This window comes from Asticcacaulis solisilvae (genome assembly GCF_017875235.1).
Classification (GTDB): Bacteria; Pseudomonadota; Alphaproteobacteria; order Caulobacterales; family Caulobacteraceae; genus Asticcacaulis; species Asticcacaulis solisilvae_A.
Map to the genome: position 1 here is coordinate 466979 of NZ_JAGGMI010000002.1, position 16983 is coordinate 483961.

Annotated in this window: 21 protein-coding genes and 2 tRNA genes; 10 read left to right on the plus strand and 13 right to left on the minus strand. The window is 62.4% G+C overall.

Annotated features, from left to right (window positions below):
• Positions 1-78: 78 nt before the first annotated feature.
• The 3 genes from J2X24_RS05275 to J2X24_RS05285 all read right to left on the minus strand — a co-directional run bounded on the left by J2X24_RS05275 (position 79) and on the right by J2X24_RS05285 (position 3165).
• Entirely contained in the window at positions 79-639 is a 561-nt protein-coding gene (locus J2X24_RS05275; protein ID WP_209717645.1) for a DUF2497 domain-containing protein, read from the minus strand.
• A 194-nt stretch (positions 640-833) separates the two neighbouring features.
• Positions 834-2243 (minus strand): TolC family outer membrane protein, encoded by a 1410-nt coding sequence (locus J2X24_RS05280; protein ID WP_209717648.1) that lies wholly within the window; start codon positions 2241-2243, stop codon positions 834-836.
• Between the two features lie 292 nt (positions 2244-2535).
• Positions 2536-3165 (minus strand): protein-L-isoaspartate O-methyltransferase family protein, encoded by a 630-nt coding sequence (locus J2X24_RS05285; protein ID WP_209717651.1) that lies wholly within the window; start codon positions 3163-3165, stop codon positions 2536-2538.
• 237 nt (positions 3166-3402) lie between these two features.
• Here J2X24_RS05285 and J2X24_RS05290 point away from each other — a divergent pair.
• The 5 genes from J2X24_RS05290 to J2X24_RS05310 all read left to right on the plus strand — a co-directional run bounded on the left by J2X24_RS05290 (position 3403) and on the right by J2X24_RS05310 (position 5703).
• A tRNA-Cys gene (locus tag J2X24_RS05290) sits at positions 3403-3476 on the plus strand.
• 104 nt (positions 3477-3580) lie between these two features.
• Positions 3581-4552, plus strand: coding sequence for a glycerophosphodiester phosphodiesterase family protein (locus tag J2X24_RS05295; RefSeq protein WP_209717654.1), 972 nt, complete (start codon positions 3581-3583; stop codon positions 4550-4552).
• A 284-nt stretch (positions 4553-4836) separates the two neighbouring features.
• Positions 4837-4912, plus strand: a tRNA-Asn gene (locus J2X24_RS05300).
• 116 nt (positions 4913-5028) lie between these two features.
• Positions 5029-5331, plus strand: coding sequence for a hypothetical protein (locus J2X24_RS05305; protein WP_209717656.1), 303 nt, complete (start codon positions 5029-5031; stop codon positions 5329-5331).
• A 153-nt stretch (positions 5332-5484) separates the two neighbouring features.
• Complete coding sequence (locus tag J2X24_RS05310) at positions 5485-5703, plus strand: hypothetical protein (protein WP_209717659.1); 219 nt, start codon at positions 5485-5487, stop codon at positions 5701-5703.
• A gap of 1 nt (position 5704) precedes the next feature.
• On the opposite strand, the gene J2X24_RS05315 is transcribed toward J2X24_RS05310, so the two are convergent.
• Positions 5705-6166, minus strand: a complete 462-nt coding sequence (locus J2X24_RS05315; protein WP_209717662.1) for an Lrp/AsnC family transcriptional regulator — start codon at positions 6164-6166, stop codon at positions 5705-5707.
• A gap of 254 nt (positions 6167-6420) precedes the next feature.
• Here J2X24_RS05315 and J2X24_RS05320 point away from each other — a divergent pair, with 254 nt between their 5' ends.
• Positions 6421-7059, plus strand: coding sequence for a 2OG-Fe(II) oxygenase (locus tag J2X24_RS05320; RefSeq protein ID WP_209717665.1), 639 nt, complete (start codon positions 6421-6423; stop codon positions 7057-7059).
• Positions 7060-7179: 120 nt separating this feature from the next.
• On the opposite strand, the gene J2X24_RS05325 is transcribed toward J2X24_RS05320, so the two are convergent.
• Complete coding sequence (locus J2X24_RS05325; RefSeq protein ID WP_209717668.1) at positions 7180-7962, minus strand: hypothetical protein; 783 nt, start codon at positions 7960-7962, stop codon at positions 7180-7182.
• Positions 7963-8045: 83 nt separating this feature from the next.
• On the opposite strand from J2X24_RS05325, the gene J2X24_RS05330 reads away from it, so the two are divergent.
• Positions 8046-8642 carry an LOG family protein gene (locus J2X24_RS05330; RefSeq protein WP_209717670.1) on the plus strand — a complete coding sequence of 199 codons (597 nt, stop codon included), beginning with the start codon at positions 8046-8048 and terminating at the stop codon, positions 8640-8642.
• On the opposite strand, the gene J2X24_RS05335 is transcribed toward J2X24_RS05330, so the two are convergent.
• The 7 genes from J2X24_RS05335 to J2X24_RS05365 form a co-directional block, all read right to left on the minus strand.
• Complete coding sequence (locus J2X24_RS05335) at positions 8639-9046, minus strand: arsenate reductase family protein (protein WP_209717673.1); 408 nt, start codon at positions 9044-9046, stop codon at positions 8639-8641. The genes J2X24_RS05330 and J2X24_RS05335 overlap by 4 nt on opposite strands.
• A complete protein-coding gene (locus J2X24_RS05340) occupies positions 9043-9786 on the minus strand; it encodes a 3-keto-disaccharide hydrolase (protein WP_209717676.1) in 744 nt (247 codons plus the stop codon). The genes J2X24_RS05335 and J2X24_RS05340 overlap by 4 nt, the downstream gene beginning before the upstream one ends.
• Positions 9783-10247, minus strand: coding sequence for a DUF6265 family protein (locus tag J2X24_RS05345; protein WP_209717679.1), 465 nt, complete (start codon positions 10245-10247; stop codon positions 9783-9785). Before J2X24_RS05345 ends, J2X24_RS05340 begins: the two co-directional genes overlap by 4 nt.
• 16 nt (positions 10248-10263) lie before the next feature.
• Entirely contained in the window at positions 10264-11607 is a 1344-nt protein-coding gene (gltX, locus tag J2X24_RS05350) for a glutamate--tRNA ligase (protein ID WP_209717682.1), read from the minus strand.
• A gap of 99 nt (positions 11608-11706) precedes the next feature.
• Complete coding sequence (gene dksA, locus J2X24_RS05355; RefSeq protein ID WP_209717685.1) at positions 11707-12135, minus strand: RNA polymerase-binding protein DksA; 429 nt, start codon at positions 12133-12135, stop codon at positions 11707-11709.
• Positions 12136-12343: 208 nt separating this feature from the next.
• Positions 12344-13237: an alpha/beta fold hydrolase gene (locus J2X24_RS05360; protein ID WP_209717688.1), complete on the minus strand. Its 894-nt coding sequence runs from the start codon at positions 13235-13237 to the stop codon at positions 12344-12346.
• Between the two features lie 40 nt (positions 13238-13277).
• Complete coding sequence (locus J2X24_RS05365; protein ID WP_209717691.1) at positions 13278-13703, minus strand: flagellar assembly protein FliX; 426 nt, start codon at positions 13701-13703, stop codon at positions 13278-13280.
• Positions 13704-13964: 261 nt separating this feature from the next.
• On the opposite strand from J2X24_RS05365, the gene J2X24_RS05370 reads away from it, so the two are divergent.
• The 3 genes from J2X24_RS05370 to J2X24_RS05380 are packed head-to-tail and all read left to right on the plus strand — an operon-like array spanning position 13965 to position 15866.
• Positions 13965-15101 carry a flagellar basal body P-ring protein FlgI gene (locus J2X24_RS05370; protein WP_209717694.1) on the plus strand — a complete coding sequence of 379 codons (1137 nt, stop codon included), beginning with the start codon at positions 13965-13967 and terminating at the stop codon, positions 15099-15101.
• Positions 15101-15424 carry a rod-binding protein gene (locus J2X24_RS05375; protein WP_209717696.1) on the plus strand — a complete coding sequence of 108 codons (324 nt, stop codon included), beginning with the start codon at positions 15101-15103 and terminating at the stop codon, positions 15422-15424. The genes J2X24_RS05370 and J2X24_RS05375 overlap by 1 nt, the downstream gene beginning before the upstream one ends.
• A 4-nt stretch (positions 15425-15428) precedes the next feature.
• Complete coding sequence (locus J2X24_RS05380; protein ID WP_209717699.1) at positions 15429-15866, plus strand: flagellar basal-body protein FlbY; 438 nt, start codon at positions 15429-15431, stop codon at positions 15864-15866.
• Positions 15867-15880: 14 nt separating this feature from the next.
• Here J2X24_RS05380 and J2X24_RS05385 read toward each other — a convergent pair whose 3' ends face one another.
• Positions 15881-16969, minus strand: coding sequence for a hypothetical protein (locus tag J2X24_RS05385; protein WP_209717701.1), 1089 nt, complete (start codon positions 16967-16969; stop codon positions 15881-15883).
• Positions 16970-16983: the final 14 nt, after the last annotated feature.

The window sequence follows — 16983 nt, forward strand, 5'->3', positions numbered from 1 at the left end:
GATGATCGATCAATAAGAAAAAGCGGCGCACTGGTGTGAGCCGCTCTCTTAACCTCTGAAGGTTGGGAAATCTAGGTTTTAACGGCGCGACTGACGAGCAATCCGCTCGACTTCGAGACGGACCTGCTCCTCGACGATTCCTGGCAGGTTTTCGTCGAGCCACGCCTGCAGCAGCGGGCGCAGCAGGTCGCGCGTCACGTCTTCCAGGGTGCGGTCGCTGGTCGGAACCAGCAGCGCGCCGGTGAGCGATCCGAAGGCCGAAGCGGCCACCGACTCGGTGCGCTCGCTGACCAGGCCACCGGCAGCGGCGGGCGTCTTCGGTGCGGGCGCGGGCTTGGGTGCGGGGGCAGGCGCCGGCGCGGGTTCGAACGCGACCTCTTCCTCGGGTTCATAGGCTTCGATGTCACCGATCGAAACCGAGCCCTTGGGGGCTTCGTAGGTTTCGGTCAGCTCCAGCACATCTTCTTCGGGCTCGTCCTCGACCTCGGGCTCAGGTTCCGGCGCGGGCGCAGCCGCCACTTCCGGCTCGGGCGCGGCCTTGGCTTCGGCATCCTCCGGCGCGTCATCTTCCGAGATGATGCGGCGAATCGATGCGAGGATTTCTTCCATAGTCGGTTCGTGTGCGGATTGTTCTGCCATTGTCTTATGTCTACTGCGAATCGGGTTCGGAAATTGAAGCCATCCGCAGGGGACACTTATTCGCGTTTTTTTTCAACTCTTATCAGAACAGGCCGGCCCTGAAATTCGTGTAAGCCGCTAATTTTCTGTGGCCAAACATAAAGGGCGCGGAGCTTTTCCGCTCCGCGCCCTGAATATTGGAATGCGACCAGGCCTTACTTGCCGTCCGGCAGGAAGCGGGCGGCCGCGCCATCGACGGTCTGCACGACCGGCTCGATCGGGGTCCAGCCCTTGTTCCTGACCTTCTTGAAGTTGGCGTTCGGGTCGTACAGCTCGACACTGGCGCCAAACAGGGTCGGCGTCAGGTTGCCGGTGACCGACACCAGCTGGGCGGCGGCGACATAGGCGTTGCGCTGGGCATTGACGAGGTCAAGCTGCGCCGCGCGATATTCCTGTTCGGCATTCAGCACTTCGATATTGGTACGCAGGCCGACCTGCTGCTCGGTCTTGACGCCTTCGGCGGCAACGGCGGCGGCGCGGACCTGCTCCTGGTTCGACACGACCGCCGAGCGCGCGGCGATCATGTTCGACCACGCCTGCGACACAGTCGACACGACCGTGCGGCGCGTTTCCTCGACCGTCAGCTTGGCGGCCGTTTCATTTTCCATGGCTTCACGGACACGCGAACCGTTCAGGCCGGCGCTGAACAGCGGCACGGTCACGCGCAGCCCCGCGGTCGTCTGCTGCTCGTCCTCGAAGCTGCCGAGCTGGCCGGACAGGCCCGACTGGGCCGAACTGACCGACAGGGCGACGCGCGGGCCGAAGGCCGAACGGGCGGCCTTGACGCGGCTGGCGGCGGCGTCCGCCGCGAAGCTGGCGGCCTGCAGGTCCGGATTGTTGGTCTGGGCGGTGTCGAGCGCCGCGTTGAACGTGGCGGGCAATCCGGGAATTTCCGGCACCGGCTCAAGGGCGGTCGGCGCCTGGCCGACGATGGCGACATAGGTCGCACGGTCGCTGTCGAGGCGCGCCTGGGCCTGCGCGAGGCCGGCGGCCGAAGCCGACAGGCGGGCCTGGGACTGCGCCACGTCGGTGCGGGTCAGCTGACCGGCTTCGAACTGGGCGGTGGTCTGGTCCAGCTGCTGCTTGAGGATATTGTAGTTGTCCTGGCTGATCTGCAGCGCTTCCTGGTCGCGGCGGACCGAGGTGTAGATGTCGATCACGTTCAGCAGCACCTGCTGCTCGATCGAGCGCAGGTCCTGCTGGCCCGCCAGGACACCCGACTTAGCCGCGTCGATCTGCGAGGACAGGCCGCCGGTCGCGAACAGGTTCTGCGACGCCGAGAAGCTCAACCCTTGAGTCGAGCGCTGGTTACCCGCCGCGAAAGACTGGTCGTGGTCGTGATAGGTCTTGTCGAAGCCGAAGCCGACGTTCGGCCCCAATTGCGACCGCGCCTGGACGTAGCTTTCGTCCTGGCCGCGCTGCAGCGCGCGCGCGCGCGCCAGCGTCGGGTTGTTGGCATAGGCCATCGCGATGGCGTCCGACAGGGTCTCCGCGTAGGACGTCCCCGAGATGCCGAAAGCCATCAGCGACATCGCCACAGCTGAAATCAAAACCCGTTTGCTCATGAAGCACCCCAAAGAAAGAAACGGCCGCGCCCTCAGGTGCGGCTCGTTGTATCCGAGCCAGTTCGTCGCGTCAGGAGAGTTTCAGAACCCTGCCCCGTCGCCCCGCCGCAAAATGCGTTACAAATGCAACCTGCCAGAAACGCCACACACCGGCCAGTTAAGCTTTTTTCATATTCCAGCGCTTTTGGCTGTCAGAAAAAGGCAACAACCGAAACCTTTAATCTCTTACCGACGCAACCGATAACAAATTCCAAACGCACCTGCCGGAAATGCTCGGTCCAGGGGACTATGGTTAAAATTCGAAGCTCGGCGTCCGGGCGAAGCCGGGCAGCATCGACGGCGACGAATCAAAGACCTCGCGTTCGGAGAAGCCCGTTTCCAGACGGATATAAAGGCGGGCGCGGCCAACCGGGCCATCCCTGAGCACAACGCCCAGGCGTCCGCCGGGCTTCAGCGCCTTAAGCCACGCCGCCGGCATCTCGGCGACGGCGCCTTCGACGACGATGACGTCATAGGCGGCGCCGACCGGCGCCTTGAGGTCGGCAACGGCGGTGGCCACTTTCAGTTCCTTGAGATAGGGCTCGATCACCGCCATGGTGCGCGGGTCGCCTTCCTGGACCGTGACATTCAGGCCGACGCTGGCCAGGACGGCGCCGGCATAGGGCGCGGCGATGCACAGGGCTTTTTCGCCGCTCTTCGGCTCGACAGTCTGAAGCAGCTTGGAAACGTCGCGCGGCGCCATCAGCACGCGGCCCGGCGCAATCTGCGGCTCGACATCGCCGTAGGCACAGAAGGCCTGTGACGGCGCGCACAGCCGTTCGCGGGCGACGTGGCGCATCGCCAGCTGCAGCGGCGTATCGGTGACGTCGTTCACGCGGACCTGCGATTCGACCATGTTTTGCCGTGCGGCGTGGAAATCCATGTGGACTGCCCTTTGAACTCGTAAGAGACCATAATACTGAACGGAAGGCGATTACAGGCTTTTTCAAGACTCGCCAAGCGGTTTGCGGCGCATAATAAAAGCCTTACGCAAAGGCGCAAGCTTTCCCACATGTTCTGAGGGCGCTATTTCGCCGCGCCGCCGGTTTTTCACAAAAAAACAGCATGGGGGAATTGCGGTGGCCGCTTTCATCTGATAGCTCACCCCCTTCGCTCTTGAGGCCTGATGGCGGAGCGGTGACGCAGCGGATTGCAAATCCGTGAAGCCGGGTTCGACTCCCGGTCAGGCCTCCACTTCCCTTGCATATTGACGTGTGGCCGCGCGTGCGGCACTGTGCCCGCATCGGGGCGCACGATATGGCGACGGCTTTTGAAGAGCCGGCGCGAGGGGATATTATATGCAAAAGCGTTTCTGGTTCGCCGGCGGCCTCATGGCTGCGGCCGTAGGCCTGTTTGTCATCAATTCATCAGAACTGGCGCCGAAACCGTCCGGACAACGGACGATCCTGGCGCATCGCGGCGTCTACCAGCGGTACGACCGCACGAACCTGAACCGCGACACCTGCACGGCCAGCCGCATGCTGCCGTCCACGCATGCTCTCCTTGAAAACACCCTGCCGTCAATGAAGGCCGGTTTCGACGCCGGCGCCGACATTGTCGAGATAGACGTCCATCCGACAACGGACGGACAGTTCGCCGTCTTCCACGACTGGACCGTCGACTGCCGCACCGAGGGCCACGGCGTCACCCGCGAACACACCCTCGCGGAACTTCAGGCCCTGGACATCGGTCATGGCTACACGGCCGACGGCGGCAAGACCTATCCCTTCCGCGGCAAGTTCAAGGGCCAGATGCCGTCATTGAAACAGGTACTCGATGCCTTCCCTGACAAGCGCTTCCTGATCAACATCAAGAGCAACGACCCAACGGAGGCCGACAAGCTCGTCGCCTATCTCAAGGCCAACAATCTGATGAGCCCGCGCCTGTCGGCCTATGGCGGCGACAGGCCGGTGGCACGGCTGCGCGAAATCGCCCCGGGCATGCGCGCCTTCGGCAAGAAGACGCTGAAAAGCTGCGCCCTTAGCTACCTTGCCCTGGGCTGGAGCGGCCACATGCCCAAGGCCTGCCGGAATACGACGGTCTTCCTGCCGGGCAAGTTCGCCTGGCTGGCCTGGGGCTATCCAAATCGTTTGCAACAGCGCTTCCGCGACGCCGGCAGCGACATCTATCTCCTGGGCAATAATAAAAACACCAACGGCGTCGAAGGCATAGACACGGTCGAGGCTTTAGATAGCGTCCCGGACAGCTGGCGCATGGGCATTCTGACCGATGAAATCGAAACCATCGGCCCCGCTGAGAAACAAAAGTGACGGCGTTATCCGAAGTCTAGAAATATTTACCCCTCGTTAAGGCAAATCATTCATGAACAGGGTGTCTTTGCTTTTTTGAAGACACCCACCATCACCAAACTTCCAAAGGCCCGAAGCTATTTCGGGCCTTTCTTTCGTTTAAGGCTGGCTTTCGTTTAAAGGCTGGCTTTCGTTTCGGGGTGGGATTTCAGGAAAATTTGGAAAGCTGTGAATAAATTTCAGCTTTCAGCTTGCAATATGGGCGGGAGCCTTGCTATACGCCGCTCCTCAACACGGCTAAGCATTCCCTGATAGCTCAGTTGGTAGAGCATTCGACTGTTAATCGAATGGTCGCTGGTTCGAGTCCAGCTCAGGGAGCCACCGTTTCTTTCCGACATTGTCGACATGAATAACCGCCCTTGGGCGGCGTTCATCTTTTGTAAACCCGCGACGTGGTTCCGTACGAAGAACACCGTTCTTGCGTACTGGAGTGCGTCATGAAAACAGCGACTCTCAACAAGGGCTTTGCGGCCTTTCTTGGACTGGTTCTGGTCGGCGTCGCCTCGGCGATCGCCTTTACCTCCCCCGCCCCCTCAAGCCACGCCGCCGCCGGACATCCGTTGCCGGGCGCCGCCATGGACGGCGGCTATGTTTCGGTTGAACCCGCCAACGCCCCGCCGGTCGTCGAAGCCCGTCTGCTGACGGACGGCGAAATTGCCGCCGGTGAACCGGTCGCCATGGATGCCGCTGCCTCCGTCAGCGTCGAAGCCGCCGCGGCGCCTGCAAAGGCCAGCCTTTAAAAAGCAAGAAAAGCATTAGCGGCTTTCTGTGCGCGCTTTTTACCGGGCGGCATTATCGGCGCTATTTCGCCCTTAGCGTGGCGCAACCCAGAATGACAACCAGCCGAAGCGGATAACCGCCTCCCCGTCACTGGTTTTCTTAAGGTCGCCACCATGAAAAACCCCGTCCTGTCCGGCAGCTTTTTCGCCTTTCTCGCCATGGTGCTGATCGCTGTGTGCGCCGCCCTCTTCCTCATCACTCCGCCCGAAATCAGCCACGCCGCCGGCACCAATGACCTCGAGGCCATGGATGGCGGCTATGACTATGTCGAGCCGGCTGACGCGCCCCCGGTCGTCGACGCTCACCTCGAGCCCGATACCGATAAGATCTAGCTCACGCGTAGGCGGTCGGTAGCGCCGGATCGTCCTTCAGCGTCTCCATCGAGATACAGGAGGAAACGTCCAGGAGTTCGATCCGGCTGATGATCCGCTTATAGACCGTGTCGTAATGCGCCATGTTGCCAACGACGATCTTAAGGAGATAGTCGAGACTGCCGGCCAGCCGGTGCGCTTCGACGATCTCGGCGATGTCACTCAAGGATTCACGGAACCGGTCGGGCCAGTCGGCCTTGTGCTGCGCCATCTTGATCATGACGAAAACCGTCGTGGGGACCTGCATCTTGTCGCGATCGAGCACGGCCACGCTGCGGCGGATATAGCCCTCCTCCTTCAACCGCGCGACCCGGCGCGAGCAGGCGGACGGCGACAGATGAACGCGTTCCGCCAGATCGCTCAAGGGCATGTCGGCGTCGCGTTGCAACCAGGCCAGCAGGCGGCGGTCACGGTCATCCAGCATCAAATATCTCCCAATCTAACGCTGCCATATTGCAAGCTCCATCCATGCACGTGCAATATTTTGGCGGCCGTTATGGATAATTAATCCATAAAATCGCGTAGTTATAGCAAGTGCACTCACAACAATTGCAAAGGGCAACATAAGGCGAAATTCACTTGCGAAACAGCACGCACAACCAACTTCATGTGCCATCTGGTGATCATGGCAACGCGTGCTATATTGGGCAAAGACCGTTTCGTTAAGAGTGCCTGCCCATGCTGCGTTATGACGCCATCGCCGCCACACCGGCTTCCGACTATCCGTTTCGCAACCTGATCGGCGAAGGCATATTGCCGCCCGACGCGCAGGACGAGATCGAGCGCGACTTCCCGCAGATCAACAAGACCGGCTTCATGCGCCCGGAAGACTTTCCCATGGGCCCGGCCTTCAAGGCCCTGCTGGCCGAGGTGCGCGGGCCGGAGTTCGCGAAAGCCGTCGGTGAAAAGCTGGGCGTCGACCTGACGGGCAAGCCAACCTGGGTGACGGTGCGCAAATGGTCGGCGCTGAAGGACGGCCGCCCGCATACCGACGGTGCCGACAAGCTGGCGTCAGCCCTCATCTATCTCAACCGCGAAGGCGCCAGCGGCGGTAACCTGCGTTTCCTGGAAGGCCCCGATCAGGACGGTCCCGGCACCCAGGAAGTCAATCCGGGCTATGGCCACTTCATCGCCTTCCCCCGCCTCGACAATTCCTGGCATGGCCACAAGCCGTTCGAAGGCGAGCGCCGCGTTGTCCAGATCGCCTGGCTGGTCAGCGAGGACGCCGTGTCGCGCAAGGCCAAGCGTCATGGCGTGACCGAGTTCCTGAAGAAGCTGTTCTCATCGACGAAGCAAAAGCAAGACGAGATGATGTAGGCGTTAAGCGCCTTCTTGCACATTCAAGAATTTCCGAGGCAGAAGCCGAGGCAAGGCCGACCGGCCGCCGCGCGTGTTCGCGCGAGCCCGCGCGGCGCCTGAGCGCAAAAAAAATGAGCGCTAAAAAACAAGAGTCGTCTGCGTGCCGCCTCCCGGCAGGGTCCAGTCGATGCGCCACCCCTCCGGGATCGGCGTCACGCGATCGCCCGCGCCCGGCTTCGTCACCGCGACGTCGCGTTTCCATGACGTGCTGGCCGCATCGGCCGACAGGCTGACGGTCCGTGCCTCGACACCCGGCGGTGCAATCTGGGTCATGGCGGTGAACACGCCGTCCGCCCGCGCGGTTGGCTGCGCGCGAATCTCTCCGTCGACCAGTACGTCCAAAGCCGCCTTGGGCCCCACGCGCCCCGTAATCCCCAGGGCGCCCGCCGAATCATAGTCGACGATCGCAATGCCGAGCCCCTGGGGCGCAACCGGCAGGCTGGAGGTGCCTGGCCGCAGCAGCACGGCCTTGGCCGGCTGCCCCGGCGGCACGAACAGACGCCCTTCGGCATGGATAAGCCGGCCATTGTCCTCGGTGGACAGGTCATAGACGCTGCCTTCCGGTCCGGCGGGCAGTTCCGCCGTGAACCTGCCGCTGGCGTCGGCCGTAACGCCGATGGCGCGCTGCTGACCGTAAAGGACCCGCACCCGGCCATCGGGTTGCGCCTGGCCGGTGATGACCAACGTGCCCGGCCCGCCTTGCGCCACAGCCGTAATGACCGGCGCGGCGGCATAACCTTCCGCTTTCAGCGCCTCGGCATAATCCTTGCGCGCCGCCTCCGGCCCGCGCTGGCAGGCCGCGATCGCGGTGAACGCGAAGATCAGCAGTAGCCACCGTAGCGGCAGAGACATCTTTTTCATGGTTGCGCGGTATATTGCTTCCGAAAAGCCCCGGACGGGCTTACACTTAACTCCCAAAAACGGTGTTTCAGGTCAAAGTAAAAATGCCTCTTTCCAAGTCCGACATTAAGTCCGTATGTGTGTATTGCGGCTCCTCCTTCGGCAATGACGAAATCTACAAGCAGTCCGCGGGCGATCTGGGCCAGGTCCTGGCCGGCGCCGGCGTGCGCCTGGTTTATGGCGGCGGCGGTGTCGGTCTCATGGGCGAAACGGCGCGCGGCGCCCATGACGCCGGCGGCCAGGTGCTGGGCATCATGCCGCAATTCCTGCGTTCACGCGAAATCCTCTACGATACGGTCGAAACCCGCGTCGTGACCTCGATGCACGAACGCAAGATGATGATGTTCGAGGAATCGGACGCCTTTGTTGTCCTGCCGGGCGGGGTCGGCACGCTGGAAGAGGTCGTCGAACTCTTGTCCTGGCGGCGCCTGGACCTGCACAAGAAGCCGATCGTCTTTTTGAACATCAACGGCTTCTGGCAGCCCTTCTTCGACCTGATCGAACATACGCTGACCGCCCAGTTCACGCCGTCGAACTTCCGGCACACCTATACGTCCGTCGACCGCGTCGAGGAGGTCCTGCCGGCGATTGTCCGCATGAACAGCCAGGACCTGCAGATCGATACTCGTAGAGTCGGCTAACGGCCGGCACTCATAGGGCTGCCGTCCTCTTTCGTCAGGACCACGCCCGGCGGCACGTCGATCAGTTCCAGCACCTTTTCGGACGGACGGCACAGCCGTACGCCCTTTGGCGTACAGACGAACGGCCGGTTGACCAGGATCGGATGCGCCACCATGGCCGACAGCAGGGTCTCGTCGCTGACGCCGACGTCCAGCAGGCCGAGATCTTCGGCCGGCGACTTGGTTTCGCGCAAAGCCTGACGCGGCGTGACGTCAGCGGCGGCGAACAGGCCCAGCAGCTGCGCCCGCGTCCAGCCCTCGGTCAGGTAGTTGACCACGACAGGCTTATAGCCCGCCACCTGCAAGGCGTTGAGAACGTTGCGCGACGTGCCGCATTCGCCATTGTGGTAGATGACCACGCTCACAGGCCGCGCACCCAGATGTTGCGGAACTTCACCGGATTGCCGTGGTCCTGAAGCCTGATCGGCGCGCAACCGTGCGCCTCGTAGGGCGGCTTGCCGATCCAGGCGGTCGGTCCCTTGATCTCGAAATTGTTCTGCACCAGCACACCGTTGTGCAGCACGGTTATGCGGCCGGGCGATTTCAACGTCTTGCCGTCGAATTTCGGCGCCGTGTAGATGATATCGTAAGTCTGCCATTCGCCCGGCGCCTTCGATGCGTTCACCAGCGGGACGCCCTGCTTGTAGACCGAGCCCGCCTGGCCATTGGTGTAGGTGTCGGCCTTGTACGAATCGAGCACCTGGACCTCGTAGCGCTCCTGCAGGAAGACGCCGCTGTTGTTGCGCGCCTGGCCTTCCAGCGGCTTGCCGTTTTTATCCGTCACGGCCGTCGGCGTCTGCCATTCGACGTGCAGCTGGACATCACAGAAGGAGTCCTTCGTGCGGATGTCGCCAGTTCCCGCCTTGACCTCGACGGCGCCGTCGGCAACCGTCCAGCCGGCCGCGCCGCCTTTGACCGATTCCCACTTGTCGAGGCTGGCGCCGCCGAACAGGACCACCGCGTCGGACGGCACGCCGTTGTTGATGCTCACCGCCGCAGGCACCGGCGCATAGGCCTCGGTCGCGCGCGACTTTTCATAGTCGCTTTGAGCATTTGCGCCGGACGCGGCCAGGCACAGGGCGAGGATGGACAGGTGCTTGATCATTTGGCCTCACAGCGATTGTAGGTGAATTCGATGGTGCGTGGATTGCCGTTTACCGGTCCCTGGATCGCCGCGTAAAGTGCGTCCGGCCCCGGCGACCGGTAGGTGATGGTCTGCGGAAAGTCGTGCGCCTTGTTTTCAAAGACGATTTCGCTGGTTGTCTGGCTTATGGCGGGAAAGCTGGCCTGGGCCTGGCCCGACGGAATGGCCGTAAAGGTAAGCGCACCATTCTGCACATCGATGCGCATGAATTCGTATTGGCGCAAAGCCCCGTCGCGCAAGGTGCGGCCGACGCCCACGGCTATGCCTCCCGCAGGCCTGAGCCAGGTTTCCTCAGTCACGCGGCCGTCCTTGCTCATGGTCCAGCAGCCGGCCAGCCAGCCGAGATCATCGACGCCCCCTGCATGGGCATGGGACGCCGCCATCAGAAGAAATACGCAAAACCCACTGAAGACCTTACGCATTTCCACTGTCTCCCATTCAGGCGCCTTGCAGCCTTTTGGCGATCTTGTCACGTCCGATCAGGAAGCTCAAGGCGCCCATGTCGGGGCCGTGATCCATGCCGGTCAGAGCCTGGCGCAACGGCATGAACAGGGCCTTGCCCTTGGCCCCCGTCGCCTCCTTTATGGCGCCCGACCACTGCTGCCAGCTGTCGCGGCCGTAGTCAGCCGGCAGCAGTTCCAGGGCCTTGGCGGCAAAGGCCGCGTCCTCGATCTTCGGCGTGATATCGCCCGAGACGATATTGGCCCATTCTTTCACTTCCGCGAACTTGTGCAGGTTAATACGGACCGTATCCCAGAACAATTCACCGAGATCCGCCCCCAACGCTTCGAGGCGCGGCTTGGCTTCAGCATAGGGGATGGCCTGGATGACGGCGGCGTTGAGGCGCATCAGGTCGTCGAAGTCGTAGCGTGCCGGCGCCCGGCCCATCTTGTCGAAGTCCTGAAGCGCCGCCAGCGATTCGAGCGAAGGCGCGGCTTCCAGCGGATCGGAGGTGCCGATCTTGGCCAGGTGCGACACGATAGCCAGTGGCTCGAGGCCGTCTTCGCGCATCTGCGATACCGAAAGTGAACCCAGGCGCTTCGACAGCCCCTCGCCATCTGCTCCGACCAGCAGGGTCATGTGCGCGAAGGTCGGCAGTTGCTGGCCCCCGAAGAAGTCCGCCAGGGCTTCGAAAATTTCGATCTGCGTGCCGGTATTGGCGACGTGATCCTCGCCGCGGATGACGTGGCTGATCTTCATATCCAAGTCGTCAACGACCGACGGCAGGGTGTAGAGAAACAGGCCGTCCTCGCGAATCAGCACCGGGTCGGACATCGAGGTCGTGTCGACTTCGCAGTGGCCGCGCACCAGGTCTTCCCAGGCGACGCGCTTGCCGTCGAGCTTGAAACGCCAGTGCGGCTTGCGGCCCTCGCCTTCCAGCGCCGCGCGCTCTTCACCCGTGAGCTTCAGGGCAGCGCGGTCATAGACCGGCGGCAGGCCGCGCGACAGCTGCACCTTGCGGCGGCGGTCGAGTTCCTCGGCAGTCTCATAGGCGGGATAAAGACGGCCGATGGCCTTCAGGTGATCGGCAGCCTTCTGATAGATATCGAAACGCTTGGACTGGTTAAAGCGCTCCTGCCATTCCAGCCCCAGCCACTTCAGGTCGGTCTCGATCAGGTCTTCATTCTCTTTCGTCGAGCGCTCGAGATCGGTGTCGTCGATACGCAGGACGAAGACGCCGCCGTGCTTACGGGCGAACAGCCAGTTGATGAGCGCGGCGCGGACGTTACCGGCGTGGATGCGGCCGGTGGGCGACGGGGCGAAACGAACCTTGACGGTCATGGAATGCGAGTCTCTGATGTCACAATAAATCGGTGACACCCCATACGCCGCAGCGCGCGTTTTTCAAAGACTTTTAGTCAGTAAGTACTTACTGACTAATTAGTCGTCGCGATGGACGCGTTCCGAGCGCTCGTGACGTTCCTGGGCTTCGATGCTCAGCGTTGCCGTAGGACGGGCTTCCAGCCGGCCAAGGCCAATGGGTTCGCCGGTTTCCTCACAGTAGCCGTAGGAGCCGTCATCGATGCGCGAAATCGCTTCGTCGATCTTGCTAATCAGCTTGCGCTGACGGTCGCGGGTGCGCAGCTCCAGCGCGCGATCCGATTCCGAAGAGGCGCGATCCACCAGGTCAGGGTGGTTCTCGGTCTCTTTCTGCATGATGTTGACGGTTTCCTTGGCGCCACGGAGGATCTCATCCTTCCAGGCGTTCAGCTTGGCGCGGAAGTAAGCCAGCTGATTGGGGTTCATGTACTCCTCGCCCTCGGAAGGACGGTACCCTGTTGTACTCGTAACCGGTGCGGTTTCGGACATATGCTCTTGGACCCCCGATGATCGACGCCAAACTTTCTTGGCAGGGTGACGGCCCGTCCCGTACCAGTACGGGATTGGGAACCTGACAGGCCCCGCAGCAAAAACAGTACCATAGCCCGGTCGCGTCTCGATGTCCGCGACGCCGGATTTGCGCGGCTTATAGTGCGGTCCGGTTAACCTGTGAAGCGATTTGTTGAGAAGTTTTCGCTCAATCGCCGCGAAGGTCCTCGCCCCAGGCCGAATCCGGATCGCCGGCAAGGCATCGCCGCCCGAATGCGTTGATCAGTTCCGCCGCGGAATGCCCATGTGTTTCAAGGAGAAAATGGCCGCCGTCGAAGATATGGGCCTCCATTCGCGGCAGGTCCTCCATCCAGCTCAGAACCTCGTCGAGCGCGAAAAAGGCGTCGTGCCGCCCCCACAGCAGAAGCGCCGGCGGCGCGTATTCGCGCAGGTAATCCTGGATGCGCGGAAAGTCATCCGCATACCGTCCATAATCCCGGATGAGCGCCCTTTGCGCTTCGAGGCGGCCGGGACGCTGCATAAAAGCCCAATCCCTTTCCCACGTCTCGGCGGAGGTGTGCCCGGTGAGGTCCGGAGGGAGGCCCAGGGTATACTGGTCCCGGATACCCGAGGCGGTCAGATGCGCGGTGGCAGTCACTTCATTTTCAGGCGTCGGCGTCCGCCAGAAGGCGCGTGTATCGTGCCATTGCGGCCCAAAACCCGAAAGGTGGGCATTGGCGTTCTGAATGACGAGGCCCAGCACCCGGTCCGGCCGCTTCATGGCCAGGGTAAGCCCTGCCGGCGCGCCGAAATCGTGCAGATAGATGAAGTGCTTTTCCACGCCGAGATGGTTGAGGGCGGCTTCCAGCAGCGCCGCGATGGCAGAAAAGCCCATGTCCGGCAACGGATCCGTCTCGCCAAATCCCGGCATGTCGGGCGCAATGACGAAGAACTGCTCGCTCAGACGCGGAATGACATGGCGAAAGCCGTACGATGACGATGGAAAGCCGTGAAGCAGCAACAGCGCCGGCCGTGAGCGGTCGCCGTCCAGGCGCAGAAAAAGCGACTGCTTATCGAGATTCAGACGGGTTTCGGATGCCATCGGACGCTCATGTCGAAACATCCCCGCAGCATCCAGGAAATTACATCAATTTTCGCTTGGCAAGTTCGACGAAGGCGCGCGTCTCGATTTCATTCAGGACGCCCTGCAACTTCTGGTCCTCAATGTCCTCGCGATGCTGGGCGATCAGGCCCTGCAGGCGCAGCAGGGCCTCGTCGTCGATCGTGCCCGACAGGACGCTGACCTTGACGTCGTCCAGGGCGTCGAGAATGTCGTTCGACCGCTTGATCTGGCGACGGCGCCGGCCGGTCATGACGTTGTCTTCGGCCTGCAGCGCCAGCAAGGCGTCGACCCCGAAAGCGCCCAGCGCGGCCGAAGCCTGGGCCGGTCCCGCCGTCTTTTGCGCATCACCGCTCTTGTTCAGGGAAAAGCCGTCACCCGTTCGACGCACGCCACCTGAAACGGGGCCCATGCCTGTGCCGGTCGCCGAATTGATCTTCATCGTCATAGTCTGACCTACGGTAAACATCGTTTAGATCAGCGCGCCTATTCTTTACTCGACGGGCATTCTCGCCCACGCAATCACAGAGGGACAATATTGCCGGTCGCGGGTAAGCGAAGCCTTAACGGCCCGGCAATATTTTCCCAACCTTTACCATGCTTGGCGCCGAAAAATATAAGAAATTGATTCAATTAAATAATTTTCGCCTTCTGAACTGGCACGAAACTCGCTTGTCCGTGCGAGTATGGTTAACCGACGGATTTGCTTATGCGTGCTCGCCAACTGACGCTTCTGACGCCCCTGCTGGGCACCGCGGCCATCGCGGCCGCCGCACTTGGCGGTCTGCTGATGGCTTCCTCGGCCCAGTCGGCCTCGCGCATCAAGGACATCGTCGATGTCGAAGGCGTCCGCAGCAACCACCTCGTCGGCTATGGCATCGTCGTCGGCCTGAACGGCACGGGCGACACGGTTCGTAACTGCCCCATGCTGATGCAGAGCCTGGAAAGCATGATGGAGCGCCTGCAGGTCAATATCCGCGACGGCAACCTGAACACCAAGAACGCCGCCGCCGTCATGGTCACCGCCGAGCTCCAGCCTTTCGCCGCGCCCGGCGCGCCGGTCGACATCTCGGTGTCCGCCATGTGCGACGCCAAGAGCCTGCTCGGCGGCACGCTGATGGTCACGCCGTTGCTTGGCGCCGATGGCGAAGCCTATGCGGTCGCGCAGGGCACCGTCCAGACCGGTTCGGTCTCGGCCGGCGGGGCATCGGGATCATCCGTCACCAAGGGCGTGCCGACCTCAGGCCGCATCGCTTCGGGCGGCATCATCGAGCGCGAAACCAATTTCGATTTCAACTCCATGCCGTGGCTGCGCCTGACCTTGCGCAATCCGGACTTCACGACGTCCAAGCGCATCGCCTCGGCGATCAATGGTGGATACCCCGGCTCGGCCATCGCGCAGAACCCCACGACCGTCGCCATCAAGCCGCCGGCGGGAACCAAGATGGTCGACTTCGTCACCCAGATCGAAGCCATGAGTGTCGATGTCGACGAAGTGGCCAAGGTGGTGATCGACGAGGTCAACGGCGTCATCGTCATGGGCGAAAATGTCCGCCTGTCGCGCGTCGCCATCGCCCAGGGCAACCTCACCATCCGCGTCGATGAAACGCCTGACATCAGCCAGCCCGCGCCCTTCAGCCAGGGCCAGACCGCCGCCATTCCGGCGACCGATATCAATGTTGACGAAGAAAAGGGCAAGCGCCTGATCCAGCTCGGCGGCGGCGCTTCGCTGTCGGATCTGGTCGCCGGCCTCAACGCGTTGGGCGTCACGCCGCGCGACATGATCTCCATCCTGCAGGCCATCAAGGCCGCCGGCGCCCTCCAGGCCGAAATTCAGGTGATGTAATGGATACGACCGCGCTTCTCACCCTGCAAAACGCCGAAACCGTCCGCGCCGACGCAGCCATGACGCGCGCCGTCAATGCCACAAGCTCTGGCAAGAGCAACGCCAAGCTCGGCGAAGAGTTCGAATCCATGGTGTTGTCGCAGCTTCTGGCGCCCATGTTCGAAGGCCTGGAAACCGACGGCCCGTTCGGCGGCGGCCACGGCGAAGAGGCCATGCGCTCCTTCTATATCGGCGCCATGGCCGACCAGATGGCGAAACGCGGCGGTGTGGGCATTTCCACCATGATGCAGAAAGAACTCCTTAAGCTTCAGGGCGCAGCATAGTCCCATGTTATCCGCACAGACCCCTTCCGACCGCGCCACTCAACTTTTGGCCCTGACAAAGCGCCTGACCGAGCGCCTGGCCGGCGACACCGCCGTGCTGGAAGCCCACCGCCCCCAGGATCTGGTGGGTGGCATCGAGGAAACGCGCTCCCTGTCGAACCTCTACCGGCTGGAAACCGCCCGCATCAAGGCCGATCCCAGCTTGCTCAACGGCATTTCCGCCAATGAAAAGAACGCTTTGCGCGAAGCAACGGAACTGTTTGATAAGACTCTGGCACGTTACGAAAGCGCCGTTATCGCCGCCAAGACGATCACCGAAGGCATTGTCGCGGCCGTGGCTGAGGACCTGAACAATCGCACAGCCCGCACCGCCACCTACGGCGCCCAGGGCCGGACATCGAACACCGGGCCGCAATCATTGAATCTCGGCCGCACGGCCTGAAAAACAGCCCGGGTTTACTGTCCCTTGACGCGCGCATCCTTAGGGTTGGAATAAGCGCCCTTCGATGGCGGATTCCGATCGAACTTGTCCTTGCCGACCGTGTTTACCCGCTTCCAGTAGTCGGCATTGCCCCCTGAACGCTTGTAATCGTCATAGGCTTCCTTCTTGGCGACGATCGGACCGTAATGCGCCCGCCCGGCCGGATCGCCGGTACCCAGCCCCTGCATCTGCACCAGTTGCTTCATATTGCAGCCCGCCGGAATAGGCTTGCCGGCCTGTTGCAGGGCCACGCACGATTCGTGATTCATCAGGGCCTGGCTGACGCCGCTGCGTCCGCCTTTCAGGCCACCGCCCGTCGCGGCGCCGCCGGCCGGTGGCGCACCGCCGCCCGATGACCGGCCAGGTGTATCGGCCGCCAGACCTGAGGGCGCGATATTCGGTATCGAGGGCATGGGCGTCTCATGCAGGTTCAGGTCGCTGGCGCCCGGTGAGGCCAGGGCTTCGCGCCGCTGTGCCTCGATCCGCCCCTCGTCCTCCTTCTTCTTCGCGTTCAGCTTGGCTTGTTCCGCGGCGTCGCGTTCGGCAACCACGCTGGGTGCATCGGTTTCGGTGCGCAAGGCCTGGTCGTTCAGCCGACGTGTATCCACCTTGCGAACCGGGTCCAGGTCCTCGCGGGATTGGGTGACGGCTTGCGGCAGGGCCCTGTAGGTCTCTTGCGCCATCTGCGGTGCGGGCTGAGGCACGGGCACCGGCTCGGGTTTCGACTGGGGCTGGGGCTCAGGCTCAACCTGTCGTTCAACAGGCCGCTCGACAACTTCGCGGGGACGAAACGTCGGAACAGGCTCGACCTGCTCTTCGGGCGGCACGAACTCATAGAGCTCGGTGTCAATTGCCGGCTCTGTATCCAGTTCGCGGTACGGCAGGGCTTTCGGGTTGGCGATGACCAGCAGCCACAGGACCAGCGCATGCATGACCAGGACCGTCGCGGCCGATCCGATCATGCGCGATCGCGGCGTGCCGGCGGCGCCAAGCCATGCCAGAGAGGCTTCGACCTCGTACGCCGCCCGTTTCAGCACGGCGTGTGTCTTTTGATAGATGTGCATCCCGGGGTAGCACC

What these genes read in the sequence shown, in the direction of transcription:
- gltX (WP_209717682.1), bottom strand. Translation starts at nt 11,607, where the DNA reads ATGACCGTCAAGGTTCGTTTCGCCCCGTCGCCCACCGGCCGCATCCAC.
- J2X24_RS05285 (WP_209717651.1), bottom strand. Translation starts at nt 3,165, where the DNA reads ATGGATTTCCACGCCGCACGGCAAAACATGGTCGAATCGCAGGTCCGC.
- J2X24_RS05340 (WP_209717676.1), bottom strand. Translation starts at nt 9,786, where the DNA reads ATGATCAAGCACCTGTCCATCCTCGCCCTGTGCCTGGCCGCGTCCGGC.
- J2X24_RS05275 (WP_209717645.1), bottom strand. Translation starts at nt 639, where the DNA reads ATGGCAGAACAATCCGCACACGAACCGACTATGGAAGAAATCCTCGCA.
- J2X24_RS05315 (WP_209717662.1), bottom strand. Translation starts at nt 6,166, where the DNA reads ATGCTGGATGACCGTGACCGCCGCCTGCTGGCCTGGTTGCAACGCGAC.
- J2X24_RS05295 (WP_209717654.1), top strand. Translation starts at nt 3,581, where the DNA reads ATGCAAAAGCGTTTCTGGTTCGCCGGCGGCCTCATGGCTGCGGCCGTA.
- J2X24_RS05375 (WP_209717696.1), top strand. Translation starts at nt 15,101, where the DNA reads ATGGATACGACCGCGCTTCTCACCCTGCAAAACGCCGAAACCGTCCGC.
- J2X24_RS05345 (WP_209717679.1), bottom strand. Translation starts at nt 10,247, where the DNA reads ATGCGTAAGGTCTTCAGTGGGTTTTGCGTATTTCTTCTGATGGCGGCG.
- J2X24_RS05325 (WP_209717668.1), bottom strand. Translation starts at nt 7,962, where the DNA reads ATGAAAAAGATGTCTCTGCCGCTACGGTGGCTACTGCTGATCTTCGCG.
- J2X24_RS05320 (WP_209717665.1), top strand. Translation starts at nt 6,421, where the DNA reads ATGCTGCGTTATGACGCCATCGCCGCCACACCGGCTTCCGACTATCCG.
- J2X24_RS05365 (WP_209717691.1), bottom strand. Translation starts at nt 13,703, where the DNA reads ATGACGATGAAGATCAATTCGGCGACCGGCACAGGCATGGGCCCCGTT.
- J2X24_RS05305 (WP_209717656.1), top strand. Translation starts at nt 5,029, where the DNA reads ATGAAAACAGCGACTCTCAACAAGGGCTTTGCGGCCTTTCTTGGACTG.
- J2X24_RS05280 (WP_209717648.1), bottom strand. Translation starts at nt 2,243, where the DNA reads ATGAGCAAACGGGTTTTGATTTCAGCTGTGGCGATGTCGCTGATGGCT.
- J2X24_RS05385 (WP_209717701.1), bottom strand. Translation starts at nt 16,969, where the DNA reads ATGCACATCTATCAAAAGACACACGCCGTGCTGAAACGGGCGGCGTAC.
- dksA (WP_209717685.1), bottom strand. Translation starts at nt 12,135, where the DNA reads ATGTCCGAAACCGCACCGGTTACGAGTACAACAGGGTACCGTCCTTCC.
- J2X24_RS05310 (WP_209717659.1), top strand. Translation starts at nt 5,485, where the DNA reads ATGAAAAACCCCGTCCTGTCCGGCAGCTTTTTCGCCTTTCTCGCCATG.
- J2X24_RS05380 (WP_209717699.1), top strand. Translation starts at nt 15,429, where the DNA reads ATGTTATCCGCACAGACCCCTTCCGACCGCGCCACTCAACTTTTGGCC.
- J2X24_RS05360 (WP_209717688.1), bottom strand. Translation starts at nt 13,237, where the DNA reads ATGGCATCCGAAACCCGTCTGAATCTCGATAAGCAGTCGCTTTTTCTG.
- J2X24_RS05330 (WP_209717670.1), top strand. Translation starts at nt 8,046, where the DNA reads ATGCCTCTTTCCAAGTCCGACATTAAGTCCGTATGTGTGTATTGCGGC.
- J2X24_RS05370 (WP_209717694.1), top strand. Translation starts at nt 13,965, where the DNA reads ATGCGTGCTCGCCAACTGACGCTTCTGACGCCCCTGCTGGGCACCGCG.